The sequence below is a fragment of the Sphingomonas sp. RS2018 genome, from assembly GCF_054489605.1.
In genome coordinates, this window is sequence record NZ_JBTMWL010000005.1 from 80,960 (window position 1) to 97,286 (window position 16,327).

A 16,327-nucleotide genomic window follows, 5' to 3' on the forward strand; every position below is an offset into this window, starting at 1 on the left:
GCGCACCCCGCCCGTTCGGCCTGAGCGCAGTCGAAGGCCTGCGTGCCACCACGTGCTTCGACTTCGCTCAGCACGAACGGATGTGGAGTGTTGAAATCGTGAAGATCGCCGTCGTCGCCCCCGCCCGTTCGATCAGCCGCGAAGGCGTCGCGCGCGTGCAGGCGTTCGCGTCGCTGTTCTATCCGGGCGTCGATCTGGTGGTGGACGAGCAGGTCTTTGCCGAGGCCGGGCATTTCGCCGGGCCGGACGCGCTGCGCGCCGAGGCGTTCCTGCGCCATGCCAACGATCCGAGCGTCGATGCGATCTGGTTCGGGCGTGGCGGATACGGGTCGAACCGGATCCTGGCCGAAGTGATGCCGCGGCTGGGGCCGGCGGCGCATACGAAAAGCTACATGGGCTTCTCCGACATCGGGTTCCTGCTCGGGGCGCTGTACGCGCGGCGGATCGGGCGGCCGATCCACGGGCCGATGGCGTCGAACGTCAGCGAGGCGTCGAAGGGCGCGAGCGTGGGCCGCGCGCTCGGCTGGCTGGTGAACCGCGACCGCAGCGCGCTGGAGCCAACATTGGGCGGGCGGCCGGCGGCGGCGTTCAACCTGGTCATCCTGTGTTCGCTGATCGGGACGCCGTGGATGCCCGACCTGACCGACCACATCCTCTATATCGAGGAGGTGGGGGAGGCGGCGTACCGGATCGACCGGCTGCTGTTCCAGATGGCCAACGCCACCCAGCTGAAGGGGATCGCGGGCGTGCGGCTGGGCTACGTCACCGACGTGCCGGCGGGCGATACGGAAGTCGAGTTCGGCGAGACGTTCGAACAGATGATGACGCGCTGGTGCGGCGACATGGGCGTGCCGTACCTCGGCCGCGCGCGGATCGGGCATGATGCGGACAATATGGTGGTGCCGTTCGGGGTGGTGTGAGGGAGGACGCGCGATGATCTGGATGCTGTTGATCGGGGCGCAGGTTGCGCCGGCGACCTATGACGCGGTCGCCGCCGCACCCGCCAGCCACCGCGTGCTGATGGAGGACGATCACGTCCGCGTCCTGCGCGTCGAGGTGGCGCCCGGCGCGATCGAGCCGGTCCACGATCACCGCTGGCCGAGCATCATGTATTTCGAACGGCCGCAGCCGATCACCTATATCGTCTACAAGCTGGTCGACGGCCGGCCGGTCGAGACCGAGCGCGTCGATGCCCCCGCCTTCCCGGTGGCGCAGACGGTGCGCGGCGAGCCGGAGGGGCTGCACGCGGTGATGAACCGGGGGTCGGCGCCGTTCCTGGCGGTGCGGGTCGAGTTCAAGGACGGTGGCGTGCCCGGACCTGCTTCGCCGCCGCGACCGTAGCGCATATAGACCTTCACCCCGAACCGTTGCGGTGATCGCCCACTGGAAACAGCGTGAGTGGCGATCCCGCCTGCGCGGAAACACGGGTGACGGATGGGCTGGCGTCGCGCCAGCCTTGCGCTCGGGCTCGGTCCCACGGCATAGGCGGCGGACCTTTTCCCAGCAGGCGATCCTTCCATGTCCGCGCATTTCCGTATCACGCTGCCCGACGGTTCCGTCCGGGAGGTAGCGCCGGGGACTACGCCGGCGGACATCGCCGCGGCGATCGGGCCGGGCCTGGCCAAGGCGGCGATCGCGGCGCGGGTGGATGGCGAGCTGCGCGATCTGTCGCGGCCGTTCGGCGGCGATGCGAACCTCGCGCTCGTCACGCAGAAGGACGAGAAGGATGCGCTGGAGCTGGCGCGGCACGATTATGCGCATGTGATGGCGGAGGCGGTGCAGCAGCTGTTTCCCGGCACGCAGATCACTTTCGGCCCGGCGACCGACGACGGTTTCTACTACGACTTCGCGCCCAGGGACCGGGCGTTCACTGAGGACGACCTGCCAGCGATCGAGGCGGCGATGCGCGCGATCATCGCTCGTAATGAGCCGTTCGTGCGCGAGGTGTGGAGCCGCCAGCAGCTGATCGACCAGTGGCGGCAGCAGGGCGAGACATTCAAGGCGGAATGGGCGGCGGAATTACCCGAAGGCGAGGAGCTGACCGTCTATCGCCAAGGCGAGTGGCTCGACATGTGCCGCGGGCCGCACATGCCGTCCACCGGGCGGCTCGATCCCGCCGCCTTCAAGCTGACGCGCGTGTCGGGTGCCTATTGGCGCGGCGACCAGAACAACGCGATGCTCAGTCGCATCTACGGCACCGGCTGGCTGAACAAGAAGCAGCTCGACCAGCATCTCTTCCGCCTGGAGGAGGCCGCCAAGCGCGACCATCGCCGCATCGGGCAGGACATGGACCTGTTCCACCTCCAATCGGAAGCACAGGGATCGGTGTTCTGGCACCCCAACGGCTTCGTGCTGTGGCGGCAGCTGGAGGCGTATATGCGCCGCCGGCTCGACGCGCACGACTATCAGGAGGTGAAGACCCCGCAGCTGATGGACGCGCGCCAGTGGGAACAGTCGGGCCACTGGGGCAAGTATCGCGAGAACATGTTCGTCGTGCCGGACGAAGTGCCGAACATCGAGGACGAGGGCGCGGTGCTGTCGGGCGAGGGCGACCTGATGGCGCTGAAACCGATGAACTGCCCGGCGCACGTGCTGATCTTCAAGCAGGGCATCAAGTCGTACCGCGACCTGCCGATCCGCATGGCCGAATTCGGCTGCTGCCACAGGAACGAGCCGCACGGCGCGCTGCACGGCATCATGCGCGTGCGCCAGTTCACGCAGGACGACGCGCATATCTTCGTGCGCGAGGACCAGGTGGTCGAGGAGGTGCGCAAGTTCTGCGAACTGCTCGACGCGGTGTACCGCGACCTCGGCTTCGAGGATTATGCGGTGAAGCTGGCGCTGCGCCCTGACAAGCGCTTCGGCGACGATGCGATGTGGGACAAGGCGGAGGCCGAGCTTCGCGCGGCGGTGCTCGAATCGTCGCTGTCGGACGACATCAAGGCGAAGTTCGAGGAGCTGCCGGGCGAGGGCGCCTTCTATGCGCCGAAGCTGGAATTCCACCTGACCGACGCGATCGGGCGGACGTGGCAGGTCGGGACGATCCAGTCGGACCGCGTGCTGCCCGACCGGCTCGACGCGAGCTATGTCGGCGAGGACGGCAACCGCCACCGGCCGGTGATGCTGCATCGCGCGATCCTTGGCACGTTCGAACGCTTCATCGGCATCCTGATCGAACATCACGCCGGGCGCTTCCCCGTGTGGCTGGCGCCGGTGCAGGCGGTCGTCGCGACGATCGTCAGCGATGCGGATGAGTACGCGAACGCGGTGGCGGCGAAGCTGCGCGCAGCGGGGCTGCGCGTGGCGACCGACCTGCGCAACGAGAAGATCAACTACAAGGTGCGCGAGCATTCGCTGGCGAAGGTCCCCGCGCTGCTGGTGGTCGGCAAGCGCGAGGCGGAGGAGGGCAAGATCGCCGTCCGGCGCCTCGGGTCCGACCGGCAGGAGTTCGTCGCGCTGGACGAGATGGTCGCCCGGCTGGTGGAGGAGGCGACGCCGCCGGATTTGCGGGACGGCGTGACACCTTTCGTTCAGGCGTAAAATTCCCTATATCGAGTCTCAGAGTAACACCGAAGGAGACCTCACTATCCGTCCGCCCATGATGCGCCGACCGATGCAGCCGGCATTGAACGGCCCCCGGTTCAACGAATTCATCCAGAGCCAGAAGGTCCGCGTGATCGATCACGAGGGCGAGAATCTGGGCGTGATGTACACGCGCGAGGCGATCGCCGCCGCCGCGGAACTCGGGCTGGACCTGGTCGAGGTGTCGCCGAACGCCGACCCGCCGGTCGCCAAGTTCCTCGATGTCGGCAAATACAAGTACGAGGCGCAGAAGAAGGCGAATCTCGCCCGCAAGTCGCAGAAGACGCAGGAGATCAAGGAGATCAAGATGCGTCCGAACATCGACGACCACGACTATGACACCAAGATGAAGAAGGTGGTCGAGTTCATCGGCGAGGGCGACAAGGTGAAGGTCACCATGCGTTTCCGCGGTCGCGAGCTGAGCCATGGCCAGCTGGGCATGAACGTGCTGCAGCGTGTCGCCGAGCAGGTCGCCGAGGTCGCGAAGGTCGAGGCCTATCCGCGCATGGAAGGCCGGCAGATGCTGATGGTGCTGGCGCCCAAATAAGCTTTTCGAATTGACGGTACGGTAGCGGCCGTTCGTGACCCTGGAGGTTGCGGACGGCCGTTTCGCAAGCGGGTGCGACAGTGTCACAGGTGGCGCGAAGCCAGTTTCACAGTGCAACCCATATTGTGACATTCCTGCACCGTCCCGACCCAAAGACGTAAAATCGTAATTTGGGTCTGGATTTGCCGACGCGAGTCCGGCACTCTCTCTTCCAAGAAAACAAAGTTTTTCGAAAAGAGAGGATTGCCACCCATGCGTAAGCTGACGCTGTTCGTGTCTGTTGCCGCCGCCGCCATCGCCGCTCCGGCCTGGGCGCAGTCCACGGCCCCGGCGCCGCAGGATGCGACCAATACGGCCGGGACGACCACCACCGCGGCCACCGAGCAACAGGACGACCCGCGCACCTACGCCGGCGACATCGTCGTGACCGCGACGCGCCGTGCGGAGCGGCTGGCCGACGTGCCGGTCGCAGTGTCGGCGGTGTCGCAGGAGCAGCTGCAGCTATCCGGCGCGAACGATATCCGTTCGCTCAACCAGCTCGCCCCGTCGCTGCTGGTGTCGTCCACCGGTACCGAGGCGAACGGATCGGCGCGTATCCGCGGCATCGGTACGGTCGGTGACAACCCGGGCCTCGAAAGCTCGGTCGCGGTGTTCATCGATGGCGTCTATCGCTCGCGCACCGGTGCCGGTCTGAACGAACTGGGCGAAGTCGAGCGGATCGAGGTGCTGCGCGGGCCGCAGGGGACGCTGTCGGGCCGCAACGCATCGGCGGGCGCGATCAACATCATCACCAAGCAGCCGTCGTTCCGCGGCATCGAGGCGATGGGCGAGGCGACGCTGGGCAATTACAACGCCTATCGCTTCCAGGGCGCGCTGAACCTGCCGCTGGGCGAGACGCTCGCCGCGCGGGTGGACGGCATCTATTCGAAGCGCGACGGCTTCTATTACGATCCGGCCAACAACACCGACATCAACGATCGCGACCGCTATTTCGTGCGCGGGCAACTGCGGTTCGAACCGTCGAGCGACCTGTCGTTCCGGCTGATCGGCGACTATACCAAGCGCGACGAGAAGTGCTGCGCGGCGATCTACGTCGGGCGGACCGAGAACCCGTTCGTCGGCGACCTGAACGAGCCGGCGACCAGCCTCGCCCCGCTGTCGACCAACGGCAACAACATCGTCAACGTGATTCGCGACCTGGGCCAGCCGCTCAACCGCGTGCGCACGCCGGGCTACGACCGGACGGTGTCGACCTCGCGCGGCCGCAGCTTCGCCGGCGAGACGCAGGACTGGGGCGTGTCGGGGCAGATCGACTATGACTTCGGGCCGGCGTCGATCACGTCGATCACCGCCTATCGCGACTATCATTCCGATCAGGGCAGCGACACCGACTATTCGACCGTCGACATCCTGTATCGCGCCGCCAACGGCAATTCGTCGCGCCAGTTCAAGACGTTCAGCCAGGAACTGCGCCTGCAGGGCGAGGCGTTCGAGGGCAAGCTCGACTGGCTGGTCGGCGGCTATTACGCGAACGAAGACCTGACGGTCGTCGACAATCTGCGCTTCGGTAGCCAGTACGGCCGCTTCGCGTCGTGCCGTCTGGTATCGGGCGGTCTCGGCGCCTTCTATTCGCCGACCACCGCCGGGTGTCTCTCGCCGATCGGTCGCGCGATCCTGAACAATCCGGCGACGTCGCCGCTGGGGGCCGCAGGTGCCAGCATCGTCGCGGCGATCGACCGGCTGGATGGCATCAACGACAAGGGCTCGACCGCGGATCGCTATCTGCAGAACAGCCGCAACTATGCGTTCTTCACGCACAACATCTTCCACATCACCGACACGCTCGATGTGACGGTCGGCATCCGTTACACCAACGAGCGCAAGCGGCTGAACGCCAGCTTCACCAACGACAACACCGGCTGTACCGCGAACCAGGCGGCGCTGGGGGCGATCGGCGCGCTCAATCCCGCAAGCCCGCTGTTCGCGACCGCCGCCGGCATCGTCGGCCTGTCGTGCCAGGGCAATTCGACCGCCGAGCTGAACGGCGTGTCGATCAACAGCGAGCGCGGCGAGGACCAGTTCACCGGGACCGGCGTGCTGTCGTGGAAGCCGACCGACGCGTTGCTGGTCTATGGCAGCTGGTCGAAGGGCTACAAGGCGGGCGGGTTCAACCTCGACCGCTCCGCGCTCAAGAACCCGGTCGCGTCGTTCGCGTCGCAGGGCGGGGCACAGGCGCTGACCCGCAACCTCGGTTTCGATCCCGAGATCGTCGATGCCTATGAAGTCGGTGCGAAATTCTCGCGCGGTGGCGTCACGCTGACGGCGGCGGCGTTCCGGCAGGAGTTCAAGAATTTCCAGCTGAACACCTTCAACGGCACCGTTTTCCTCGTCGCCACGGTCAACGCGTGCAAGACCGGGCTGAACGGTGGCGACCGTGACACCAGCGCGGCGACCGGCGGCTGCACCGGCGGCACGGACTATGGCGTCGTGTCGCAGGGCGTCGAGCTGGAGGCGAACCTTTCGCCGATCCGCGACATCAACTTCGCGATGGGTCTGACCTACGCAGACACCAAGTATCGCAACAATCTGGTCGGGTCGGCCGCCGGCCTGCCGCTCGATCCGGCGCTGCGCGTGCTGCCGGGCAACCGCCTGTCGAACGCACCGGAATGGGTCGCGACCTCGTCCTTCTCGTGGACGCCGGAGCTGACCGCTTCGGGCATCTCGGGCCTCTTCTACATCGACGGCCGTCTGAGCGACGATTACAACACCGGATCGGACCTGTTCCCGCAGAAGCTGCAGGACAGCTTCTTCGTCGCCAATGCCCGCATCGGCATCCGCGGGCCGAAGGAGCGGTGGGCGCTGGAGTTCTGGGGTCAGAACATCTTTAACAAGGACTATGCGCAGGTCGCGTTCAACTCGCCGTTCCAGGCGGGGACGACCTCGGCACCGTTCGTCGACCCGCAGTATCCGGGTGGGCGCCAGATCTTCTCGCAGTATCTGGCCGAGCCGCGCACCTATGGCGTGACCGGGCGGGTGCGGTTCTGAACCGACCCTGCGAGCGGGATGACCTTGCGGTAGAGCGCAAGCGTCGTCCCGCTCCCGGGCCGCGCGTTTAGCCCCGCGCCGCCAGCCGCCGTTTACGGTGCAGATAATTCTCGTCGAACCCGGCGATACGGGCGAGGCGACCGATGTCGGCGATCACCAGGCTGCCGCGTTGCAGCGTCATCGCACCCTCTTCGCGCAGTTCACGCAGGATCCGGTTGACGTGGACCGGGGTCAGTCCGACCGCGTCCGCCAGCACGACCTGCGACAGCGGGATCGGCTGATCGTCGCTCTCGATCGTGCCGGAATTGCGCGCACGCACATGCAATTCGCACATCAGGTGCGCGATCCGTTCGCGGCTGGTGCGCCGGCCCATGCTGACGATCCAGGCGCGCAGCGTACCTTCGTCCACCAGTTGCGAGACGTACATCGCGCGGGCGATTCGGGGGCTGGCGTCGATCAGACCGTCCATCGTCTCGCGATCGATCATGACGACCGACGCCGGTGTCAGCGTCTGGATGCTGTGATCCATTTCGGCGAGCAGCCCGGCGTGGAGATCGCAAGAATCGCCCGGCATCATGAACGCCATGATCTGACGCGTGCCACCCGGCAGCACCTTGTAGCGGCAGGCCCAGCCTGCGGTCAGAATGATGACCGGACCCGGCCGATCGCCCTCCCGAATAATATCGCGCAGTCGCGGCCATGTCCTAGGATGTGCGGTCGCGGCGGTCAGCGCGGCGATATCGACATCGTCCAGCGGCACGAGCCGGTTCAACTTGTCGATAAATCGGTTCATCTCCTATCTTTGCACAGCGGTCCGTCTCGCGAAATCATACCGATATTATAAATTGATAATATGGATTGTAGATTAATTTTGCGGGTCGGGTATGGGGAGGCCATCGTCGACCGCGTTTTCAGGCCTCGACGGCTGGAAGTGTTTCAAGCTTCCGCCTGAGAGAGCGAGCTTTCCGATGAACGACAACGACGCCGACGCGGTGCTTTCGAACGATGTGGGGCAGTCGCCGTTACCGTACGGCTATGCAGCGTATCTGCTGATCGAAAGCCTGCTGCACGAACTGATCGCACGCGGGGCGATCAGCACCGAGGACGCGATCGGCATCGTCGGCATCGCCATCGATACGAACGTCGCGCTGGCCGACAGTCAGACGGCCCTGCCGACGCGCAGTTCCGCCGAATTGTTGGAACGGCTGTCGCTCAGCCTGCGCGCCGACGTGTCCGCGTGAGCGATTCTCGCTAAGGCCAGCGTCGCAGCACGCGGGGTAATGCGCACGCCGCGACGTCACACCGTAACGTGGCCGATCGGCCTCTCCGGCCAAATCGCGTTGCCTCGGCTCATCGCGAGGCTATAAGCGACCGCGTCGAAAATGGCAGGCTCGGTCTGGGTAGGCCCGCGCCCCTTCCTGACGGGAGGCTCTGTTCCGGCCCATGCCGTGAACCCCCGACAGTCCCGGTGCCGCAAGGCATCATCGGGTCTGTCCGGGTGCCGTCACGACGTCGCTCTCCGGCAGGCCATCGCAGGAGAATATCGATGCCGGTATCCGGTCCCATCCTCGTCTTTCTCGCCAATGGCGATCAGGGAAGCGCCGTCGTCCGGGCGGCCCGACTTCGCGGACATGTCGTCCGCGCGCTGATCCGCACGCCGCCACGCGGGGCGCCCCCGGCATCCGATGTCGCGATCGGCGACCTGGACGATCCGGCCAGCCTGCGCGCGGCGGCGCAGGGGTGCGCGCACGCCGTGGTGCAGGTGCCGACGGCCGCGGAGTCGGTCATGGTCCGGCAGATCGGACACGCGCTCGACACGCTGCGTCACGCCGGCGTCGGTTCGCTCGTTCTCAAATTGGCCAGCGCCAGCCGTGCTCGACCGTGCAGCGAGCCGAGCTTCGTCGCGAATGCTGCGGTCGAGGCGCTGGTCGGGCGGGCCGGCATACCCTTCGCGATCGTGCGGCCGACCATGTATCTCGATAATCTGCTGAAACCGTCCGCCCGTGCCGATATCGCGGAGCGTGGATTGTTCTCCCCGCCAATCTCAGTCGGCCAGCGCATCGCGTGGACTTGCGTGGACGACTGCGCGCTGGCGGCGGTCATGTTGCTGGAGCAGGACCGTTTCGGCGGCGACCACCGCATCGCCGGGCCGGAGAGCGTGACCGGCGACGAACTTGCGGCGCGCCTGACGATCGGGCTGGGCAAGACCATCGCCTATCGCGCCGAGCCGCTGGATGTCTTCGAGCGGGACGTGGATGCGGCGATGGGACCGGGCATGGGCGCCCGCATCGCGTCCAAGTTCCGCTATTTTCGCGACCATCCCGACGACGCCGACCGGATACTGGCGGGGGTGCAGGAACCAGGATCGCTGCCCGGCTTCGTCCCGACCAGTATCGCGACATGGGCGCGGCAGCGTCGCGATGCATTCGGATGAGGCGCGCCTCACGCCGCCGCCGACATGTCCCCGTCGCCGGTCGCCGCGTCGATCAGGCGCTTTTCCACCGCCTTCACTCGCGCGGTGCCGTCGATCTTGTCGCCGATTAGGTCGGTCACATAAAAGGTGTCGACCGCGCGTTCGCCATAGGTGGCGACATGGGCGGAGTGGATCGTGACCTTCGACTGGAACAGCGCATGCGCCAGATGGTGGAGCAGCGCGGGGCGGTCGCGGGCGTTGACCTCCACCACGGTGAAGCGGTTGGAGGCGGCGTTGTCGATCAGCACGTTGGCGTGAACGCGGAAGGCGTCGGCGCGGGGACGCGGCGGCGCCTTGGCCTTCAGCCGGTCCCGTAGCGGAATGCGGTTGGCGAGCGCGTCGGCGATGCTCATGCGGATGCGCGCGAGCTGGCCGTCGTCGGCGAACGGGCGCCCGAGCGCGTCCTGCACCACGAAATTGTCGAGCGCCATGCCGGTGCGCGTGGTGTGGATACGCGCGTCGATGATGTTGCCGCCGGCGGCGTGGATCGCGCCGGCAATGCGGTAGAACAGCCCCGGGTGATCGCTGGCGTAGACGGTGACGAGCGTTGCGCCCTGCGCCGGGTCGGGCACGGCCGCGATCGACAGCGGCTCGCTGCCCGCGCCGTCAATCAGGCGAACGTTGGCCTCCAGCACTTCGGGGGGCTCCGCGACCCAGTAGCTCTCGGGCAACTCACGGCGCAGCGCCGCCATTCGCGTCTCGTCCCAGCCGAGGGCGGTGGCGAGATCGGCCTGCTTGGCGGCGACGCGCTCGCCACGACCGCGCTGCTTGTGGCCGAGGCGCAGTACCTCCTCCGCGGCTTCATAGAGGTTCTGGAGCAGCTGGCGCTTCCACCCGTTCCAGACGCCGGGGCCGACCGCGCGGATATCGACGACGGTCAGCACCATCAGCATCATCAGCCGCTGCGGCGACTGCACGGCCTGCGCGAAGTCGAGGATGGTCTTGAAGTCGCTCAGGTCGCGCTTGAACGCGGTAGCGGACATCAGCAGGTGCCAGCGTACGAGCCACGCCACGGTTTCGGTCTCCGCCGCGGTCAGGCCGAAGCGTGGGCAGAGCCGTTCGGCGACCGCGGCACCCAGGATCGAATGGTCGCCGCCGCGCCCCTTGGCGATGTCATGCAGCAGAACGGCGACATACAGCGCGCGGCGCGAGACGATCTGATCGAAGATCGCCGACGACAGCGGATGATCCTCGCGCAACTCGCCCTTCTCGATGCGCGACAGCAGGCCGATGGCGCGGATAGTGTGTTCGTCGACGGTGTAGTGGTGGTACATGTCGAACTGCATCTGCGCCACGACGCGGCCGAAATCGGGCACGAAGCGGCCGAACACCCCCGCCTCGTTCATCCAGCGCAGCACCATCTCGGGGTTGTTGCGTCCGCACAGCAGGTCGAGGAACAGGTCGTTCGCGCGCGGATCGTTGCGCACCCCGTCCGCCAGCCGCGCATCGCGCGCGGCGGCGCGCATCGCGAGCGGGTGGATCTCCAGCGCATGTTGTTCGGCGAGCGTGAACATCTCGATCAGGCGGACGGGATCGGCCTGAAGGAAGTCGTCGGACGGCAGCGCCATGCGCCCGCGATCGAGCACGAAGCCATGCAGCTTGGACGGGCGGCGGCGGATCGTCGGAAGGCCGAAGCGACGTCCGCGTGCGGCGAACTTTTCGTCGATGTGCGCGACGAAGACGCCGGTCAGGTCGCCGACCGCCTTCGCCTGCAGGAAGTACATCTGCATGAAGCGCTCGACCTTCGACTTGCCGGGCCGGTCGGTGAAGCGCATCCGCTCGGCGATCTCGCGCTGCATGTCGAAGGTCAGGCGGTCCTCGTGACGCCCGGCGATCTGGTGCAGGTGACAGCGCACCGCCCACAGGAAATTGTCGGCGCGGTGGAAGCGGCGATATTCCTCGCGGGTGAAGAGCCCGGCATCGACCAGCTGCGCCGCGCGCTCGACATGATAGGCGTATTTGCCGATCCAGAAGAGCGTGTGGAGATCGCGCAGGCCCCCCTTGCCCTCCTTCACATTGGGTTCGACGACGTAGCGGCTGTCGCCCATCTTCTTGTGGCGCACATCGCGCTCGGCGAGCTTCTCGGCGATGAAATTGCTGGCGGTGTCGGCCTGCACCTCGGTGCGGAAGCGGCGGATCGCTTCGTCGTACAGCTCCGCATCGCCCCAGACGTAGCGCCCCTCCAGCAGGGCGGTGCGGATCGTCACGTCGGCCTTCGCCTGGCGCACCATGTCGTCGAGCGAGCGCGACGAATGGCCGACCTTCAGCCCCATGTCCCACAGCGAATAGAGCATCGATTCGATGACCTGCTCGCTCCAGCCGGTCTGTTTCCAGGGGGTGAGGAAGCCGATGTCGATGTCGGAATGCGGCGCCATTTCGCCACGCCCGTAGCCGCCGACCGCGACCAGCGTCATACGCTCGGCGGCGGTGGGGTTGGTGTTGCGATAGAGGCGCTGGGTGGTGAAATCCCACAACAGGCGCAGCACGCGATCGGTGAGGAAGGCGCCCGCGTTCGCCGCATCCAGCCCGCGCGACGGGTGAATGGCCAGCCGCGCGGCGATCTCCGCCCGCCCGGCGTCGAGCGCGATCTTCAGCCGTGTCGTCGCTGCGAGGCGCATCGCGGCGGCGTCGCCGTCGGGAATCCGAACGAGATCCTCCGCGACGATCCGCCGGTCGATCAGGCCGCGTTTGTTCGAGAGATGGTCGAAATTGGTCATCTTCCCCGGTTACCCGATCCTCTCCGGGACGGGGAGGGGAACCAGCGACGCTGGTGGAGGGGGATCGCCGCGAACGCATCGCCCGTGGCACGCCCCCTCCACCGCTGCGCGGTCCCCCTCCCCGTGCCGGGGAGGATATTATTCGCCCTTCGCCACGCCCACGAGCGCCGGGCGGAGCAGGCGGTCCTTCAGCATATAGCCCGACTGCATCTCCTGCACGATGGTGCCGGCCTCCGCGTCCTTGGTCGGGACCTCGAACATCGCCTGGTGGCGGTTGGGGTCGAGGCGCTCGCCGATTGCGGTGATCTTGCTTATGCCGTGGCGGGAGAAGACGCTGTCAAGTTCGCGGCCGGTCGCCTCGAGCCCGGTGACGAGGCCCTTCATCTTCTCGTCCTCGCGCAGGTCGGCGGGGATGGCGGCAAGGCCGCGGGCGAGGTTGTCGGCGACGGACAGCAGGTCGCGCGCGAAGCCGGTGACGGCATAGGCGCGCGAATCCGCGGCCTCCTTCTCGGCGCGGCGGATCATGTTCTGCGCGTCGGCGCGGGCATAGAGGGTCGCGGCCTTCGCCTCGGCCACCTCGGCCTCGAGCGCGGCGATGCGATCGGTCTGCGCAACCTCGGGTGCGGCTTCCGCCGTCTCTTCGCGCAGGTCCGCGGTCTCGGTTTCGGGCGTGTTCGTCTCGTCGCTCATACTCGTCCGTTTCTCAGTGATTGGTGCGCGTCACGCCAGCAGTCGTGCCAGCGTCGCGGCCGTGAAATCCACCATGGGCACGACCCGCGCATAGTTCAACCGCGTCGGGCCGATCACGCCGACGACGCCGACCACCTGACCGTCGAGCGCGCGCACCGGCTGGGCGATCACCGACGATCCGCTGAGCGCGAACAGCCGGGATTCGGCACCGATGAAGATGCGTGCGGCGTCCGACCCACGCGCGGTTTCGAGCAGGCGGGCGATCTCCTCCTTGCCCTCCAACTCGTCGAGCAGGCCACGGACACGGTCGAGGTCGGCGGCGGCTTGCGGATCTATGAGATTGGCCTGTCCGCGCACGATGAGGACGGGCCGGCTGCCGCCGTCCTCGCTCCAGACCGCGAGGCCGCGTTCGACGAGGGTGCGTGCCGCCTGGTCGAGCGCGATGCGGCCATCGGCGATCTCGTGCGCGATCCGCGCGCCCGCCTCGGTCAGGGTCGTGCCGGCCAGCATCGCGGTCAGATAATTGGCCGCAGCCGTCAGCGCGGAGGCGTCCATCGCGTGCGGCAGGTCGACGACGCGGTTTTCGACCGAGCCGTCCTCCCCCACCAGCACCGCGAGTGCGCGGTTGCCGCCGAGCGGCAGAAAGCCGAACTGGCGCAGGCGCGGCTCGCGCTTTGGGACGAGGACGAGGCCGGCGCAGGCCGACAGACCGGATAGCGCCGCGGTGGTGGCGGCGATCGCCTCCTCGACAGGGCCCCGCTGCGCCGCGCTCGCGCCGATCGCCGCGCGCTCATGCTCGGAGGGGGCGACCGCGTGCATCATGCCGTCGACGAAGAGGCGCAGGCCGGTGTCGGTCGGCATCCGCCCGGCGGAGGTGTGCGGGGCGGCAAGCAGGCCGGCGACCTCCAGATCCTGCATCACCCCGCGGATCGAAGCGGGCGACAGGCTGAGCCCCGAAACCTGCGCGATCGTCTTCGATCCCACCGGCGCGCCGGTGTCGAGATAGCTCTGGACGACGATGCGGAACACGTCGCGCGCGCGGTCGGTCAGCTCAGGGATCGTCGGCGACATGCCCGACGATGTAGGACGGGCGGGCGGTGCCCTCAACGCTTTCCCGCTTTCGACCAGCACCGGGTTCTTACCCAAGCCGTGCTCCCGCGAAGGCGGGAGCCCAGGGTTACAACGCGCGACGCCTGTGGCTCTGGGCTCCCGCCTGCGCGGGAGCACGGTAGCGAATTTGCTGGGAGCGCCGCAACGAAGCGGGTCAACGCTTTCCGATGAACGCGCCGATCGGCAGCATCGCAGGGGCGTCGCGCAGGGCGGCGGACAGTGCTTGGTTGTTCGCTGCACAGCCATAGTAGAAATAGAGCGACATGCTGTCGCCGATCGCGCGGGTCCAAGTTACCTCGGCGCTCGGCATGTCGGTGGGCGCGTTGCCGCAGTCGGGCGAGCCGTGGGATATCCGGCGCTCGCCGCTTTCGGGGCGATAGGGGGCGAGTTTCGCGGCGAGCGCGTCGTACTGCGCGCGGCTCAGACGGAAGCTCCGCTCGCCGATGACGGCGGTGTGCTGCGTACCGACGAAGGTGCCGACGCCGTCCGGGCGGACGGTGACCGAATAGACCGGGCAGGTGCCGAAACACGGGGCGGTCGCGTAGCGGATCGAGTCCGCCTCGATCGCGACGGGCTTCGACCCGGCGGTGTCGGGACGGGGGACGGGCGAGCAGGCGGCGAGCGCAAGCAGCGGCAGGAAGTAGCGGATCATGCGGGGCACACTGGCGCGGGCGGCGGCGGGCGTCTAGGTCCGTCCGCGATCACAGGAGATACTTATGCGACCCTCCGGCCGTGCGCCCGACGAAATGCGCGCCATCACCATCCAGCCGAACTTCACCCGACATGCCGAAGGATCGGTGCTGATCGGCTTCGGCGATACCAAGGTGCTGGTGACCGCCAGCATCGAGGAGAAGGTGCCGCCGTTCCTGCGCGGGCGTGGCGAAGGCTGGGTGACCGCCGAATACGGCATGCTGCCGCGCGCCACGCACACGCGCGGGAGCCGCGAGGCGGCGAAGGGCAAGCAGTCGGGGCGCACGCAGGAGATCCAGCGGCTGATCGGTCGATCGTTGCGCGCGGTCACCGACCTGAAGCTGCTGGGCGAGCGCCAGGTGGTGCTGGATTGCGACGTGATCCAGGCGGACGGCGGCACGCGCACCGCGGCGATCTCGGGCGCCTGGGTCGCGCTGCGCATGGCGGTCGACGGGTTGCTGCAGAGCGGCAAGCTGACCACCGATCCGATCGTGAAGAAGGTCGCGGCGATCAGCTGCGGCATCTATGAGGGCACGCCGGTTCTCGACCTCGATTATCCCGAGGATTCGAACGCGATGGCGGATGCGAACTTCGTGCTGACCGGCGACGGCAAGCTGGCCGAGGTGCAGGCGACCGCGGAAGGCGCGACGTTCGACGAGGAGGAACTGCTGCGGCTGCTGCGGCTCGCGCGGATCGGCTGTTCGCAGATCTTCGCGGCGCAGGATCGGGCGACCGGGCGATGAGCGGCGAGGGCAAGGAGCCACAGGCGATCCGGAAGCTGAAACCCGGCAAGCTCGTCATCGCCAGCCACAACGAGGGCAAGGTCCGGGAAATCCGCGCGCTGCTGGCGCCCTATGGCATGGACGTGGTGTCGGCGGCCGAGCTGGACCTGCCCGAGCCCGAGGAAACCGGCACGACCTTCGTCGCGAATGCCGAGCTGAAGGCGTTGCAGGCGGCCGACCTGTCGGGCCTGCCGGCGTTGAGCGACGACAGCGGGCTGTGCGTCGAGGCGCTGAACGGCGATCCGGGCATCTTCTCGGCGCGCTGGGGCGGACCGGACAAGGATTTCGGGCTGGCCATGCAGCTGGTCAACGATCGCATCGCGGCGGCGGGGCCGGACGTGTCGCGCAATGCGCATTTCGTCTGCGCGCTGGCGCTGGCGTGGCCCGACGGGCACGTCGAGTGGTTCGAGGGGCGCGTCGATGGCACGCTGGTGTGGCCGCCGCGCGGCACGCATGGTTTCGGTTATGACGCGATGTTCGTGCGCGATGGCGACGATGCGACGTTCGGCGAGATCGATCCCGACGTGAAGCATTCGGTGAGCCACCGTGCCGATGCATTCGGGCAGCTGGTCGCGGCGGTGTTTTAGATCGCACGCCGTTGCACGGTTTCCCGGATCGAGATCGGCCGTAAATGCCATGTCTCGCATCCGGATGGTCCCATCGCTACCCATCCGAGTGGAAGGGGTGGGGC

14 protein-coding genes are annotated in these 16,327 nt (G+C 67.4%); 9 read left to right on the top strand and 5 right to left on the bottom strand.

From position 1 onward, the window contains the following. Positions 1–98 precede the first annotated feature (98 nt). The 5 genes from ACX40P_RS14125 (at position 99) to ACX40P_RS14145 (ending at position 7,174) form a co-directional block, all read left to right on the top strand. Complete coding sequence (locus tag ACX40P_RS14125; protein WP_459127002.1) at positions 99–920, top strand: LD-carboxypeptidase; 822 nt, start codon at positions 99–101, stop codon at positions 918–920. A 13-nt stretch (positions 921–933) separates the two neighbouring features. Beyond that, on the top strand, positions 934–1,341 hold the full coding sequence (locus ACX40P_RS14130; protein ID WP_459127003.1) for a cupin domain-containing protein: 408 nt from the start codon (positions 934–936) through the stop codon (positions 1,339–1,341). A gap of 177 nt (positions 1,342–1,518) precedes the next feature. Next, entirely contained in the window at positions 1,519–3,540 is a 2,022-nt protein-coding gene (gene thrS, locus ACX40P_RS14135; RefSeq protein ID WP_459127004.1) for a threonine--tRNA ligase, read from the top strand. A gap of 58 nt (positions 3,541–3,598) precedes the next feature. Continuing rightward, complete coding sequence (gene infC / locus ACX40P_RS14140) at positions 3,599–4,129, top strand: translation initiation factor IF-3 (RefSeq protein ID WP_459127005.1); 531 nt, start codon at positions 3,599–3,601, stop codon at positions 4,127–4,129. A 252-nt stretch (positions 4,130–4,381) separates the two neighbouring features. Next, on the top strand, positions 4,382–7,174 hold the full coding sequence (locus ACX40P_RS14145) for a TonB-dependent receptor (protein WP_459127006.1): 2,793 nt from the start codon (positions 4,382–4,384) through the stop codon (positions 7,172–7,174). Between the two features lie 67 nt (positions 7,175–7,241). On the opposite strand, the gene ACX40P_RS14150 is transcribed toward ACX40P_RS14145, so the two are convergent. Beyond that, positions 7,242–7,967 carry a Crp/Fnr family transcriptional regulator gene (locus ACX40P_RS14150; protein ID WP_459127007.1) on the bottom strand — a complete coding sequence of 242 codons (726 nt, stop codon included), beginning with the start codon at positions 7,965–7,967 and terminating at the stop codon, positions 7,242–7,244. A gap of 175 nt (positions 7,968–8,142) precedes the next feature. On the opposite strand from ACX40P_RS14150, the gene ACX40P_RS14155 reads away from it, so the two are divergent. Next, on the top strand, positions 8,143–8,415 hold the full coding sequence (locus tag ACX40P_RS14155; RefSeq protein ID WP_459127008.1) for a hypothetical protein: 273 nt from the start codon (positions 8,143–8,145) through the stop codon (positions 8,413–8,415). Positions 8,416–8,720: 305 nt separating this feature from the next. Continuing rightward, positions 8,721–9,608 carry an SDR family oxidoreductase gene (locus tag ACX40P_RS14160; RefSeq protein ID WP_459127009.1) on the top strand — a complete coding sequence of 296 codons (888 nt, stop codon included), beginning with the start codon at positions 8,721–8,723 and terminating at the stop codon, positions 9,606–9,608. Positions 9,609–9,616: 8 nt separating this feature from the next. Here ACX40P_RS14160 and ACX40P_RS14165 read toward each other — a convergent pair whose 3' ends face one another. The 4 genes from ACX40P_RS14165 to ACX40P_RS14180 all read right to left on the bottom strand — a co-directional run bounded on the left by ACX40P_RS14165 (position 9,617) and on the right by ACX40P_RS14180 (position 14,816). Then, positions 9,617–12,364 carry a [protein-PII] uridylyltransferase gene (locus tag ACX40P_RS14165; protein WP_459127010.1) on the bottom strand — a complete coding sequence of 916 codons (2,748 nt, stop codon included), beginning with the start codon at positions 12,362–12,364 and terminating at the stop codon, positions 9,617–9,619. A 138-nt stretch (positions 12,365–12,502) separates the two neighbouring features. Continuing rightward, positions 12,503–13,054, bottom strand: coding sequence for a nucleotide exchange factor GrpE (grpE, locus tag ACX40P_RS14170; RefSeq protein WP_459127011.1), 552 nt, complete (start codon positions 13,052–13,054; stop codon positions 12,503–12,505). A 30-nt stretch (positions 13,055–13,084) separates the two neighbouring features. Continuing rightward, positions 13,085–14,125: a heat-inducible transcriptional repressor HrcA gene (gene hrcA, locus ACX40P_RS14175; protein ID WP_459127076.1), complete on the bottom strand. Its 1,041-nt coding sequence runs from the start codon at positions 14,123–14,125 to the stop codon at positions 13,085–13,087. Positions 14,126–14,318: 193 nt separating this feature from the next. Then, positions 14,319–14,816 (bottom strand): DUF6438 domain-containing protein, encoded by a 498-nt coding sequence (locus ACX40P_RS14180; protein WP_459127012.1) that lies wholly within the window; start codon positions 14,814–14,816, stop codon positions 14,319–14,321. Positions 14,817–14,880: 64 nt separating this feature from the next. Here ACX40P_RS14180 and rph point away from each other — a divergent pair, with 64 nt between their 5' ends. Both rph and rdgB read left to right on the top strand, forming a co-directional pair. After that, positions 14,881–15,597 carry a ribonuclease PH gene (gene rph, locus ACX40P_RS14185; protein WP_459127013.1) on the top strand — a complete coding sequence of 239 codons (717 nt, stop codon included), beginning with the start codon at positions 14,881–14,883 and terminating at the stop codon, positions 15,595–15,597. Continuing rightward, positions 15,594–16,223 (top strand): RdgB/HAM1 family non-canonical purine NTP pyrophosphatase, encoded by a 630-nt coding sequence (gene rdgB, locus ACX40P_RS14190; protein WP_459127014.1) that lies wholly within the window; start codon positions 15,594–15,596, stop codon positions 16,221–16,223. Before rph ends, rdgB begins: the two co-directional genes overlap by 4 nt. Positions 16,224–16,327 lie beyond the last annotated feature (104 nt).

Coding starts and splice junctions, on each gene's coding strand:
- ACX40P_RS14130 (WP_459127003.1), top strand. CDS start 934: ATGATCTGGATGCTGTTGATCGGGGCGCAGGTTGCGCCGGCGACCTAT.
- ACX40P_RS14150 (WP_459127007.1), bottom strand. CDS start 7,967: ATGAACCGATTTATCGACAAGTTGAACCGGCTCGTGCCGCTGGACGAT.
- ACX40P_RS14160 (WP_459127009.1), top strand. CDS start 8,721: ATGCCGGTATCCGGTCCCATCCTCGTCTTTCTCGCCAATGGCGATCAG.
- rph (WP_459127013.1), top strand. CDS start 14,881: ATGCGACCCTCCGGCCGTGCGCCCGACGAAATGCGCGCCATCACCATC.
- rdgB (WP_459127014.1), top strand. CDS start 15,594: ATGAGCGGCGAGGGCAAGGAGCCACAGGCGATCCGGAAGCTGAAACCC.
- thrS (WP_459127004.1), top strand. CDS start 1,519: ATGTCCGCGCATTTCCGTATCACGCTGCCCGACGGTTCCGTCCGGGAG.
- ACX40P_RS14165 (WP_459127010.1), bottom strand. CDS start 12,364: ATGACCAATTTCGACCATCTCTCGAACAAACGCGGCCTGATCGACCGG.
- infC (WP_459127005.1), top strand. CDS start 3,599: ATGATGCGCCGACCGATGCAGCCGGCATTGAACGGCCCCCGGTTCAAC.
- ACX40P_RS14155 (WP_459127008.1), top strand. CDS start 8,143: ATGAACGACAACGACGCCGACGCGGTGCTTTCGAACGATGTGGGGCAG.
- ACX40P_RS14145 (WP_459127006.1), top strand. CDS start 4,382: ATGCGTAAGCTGACGCTGTTCGTGTCTGTTGCCGCCGCCGCCATCGCC.
- grpE (WP_459127011.1), bottom strand. CDS start 13,054: ATGAGCGACGAGACGAACACGCCCGAAACCGAGACCGCGGACCTGCGC.
- hrcA (WP_459127076.1), bottom strand. CDS start 14,125: ATGTCGCCGACGATCCCTGAGCTGACCGACCGCGCGCGCGACGTGTTC.
- ACX40P_RS14180 (WP_459127012.1), bottom strand. CDS start 14,816: ATGATCCGCTACTTCCTGCCGCTGCTTGCGCTCGCCGCCTGCTCGCCC.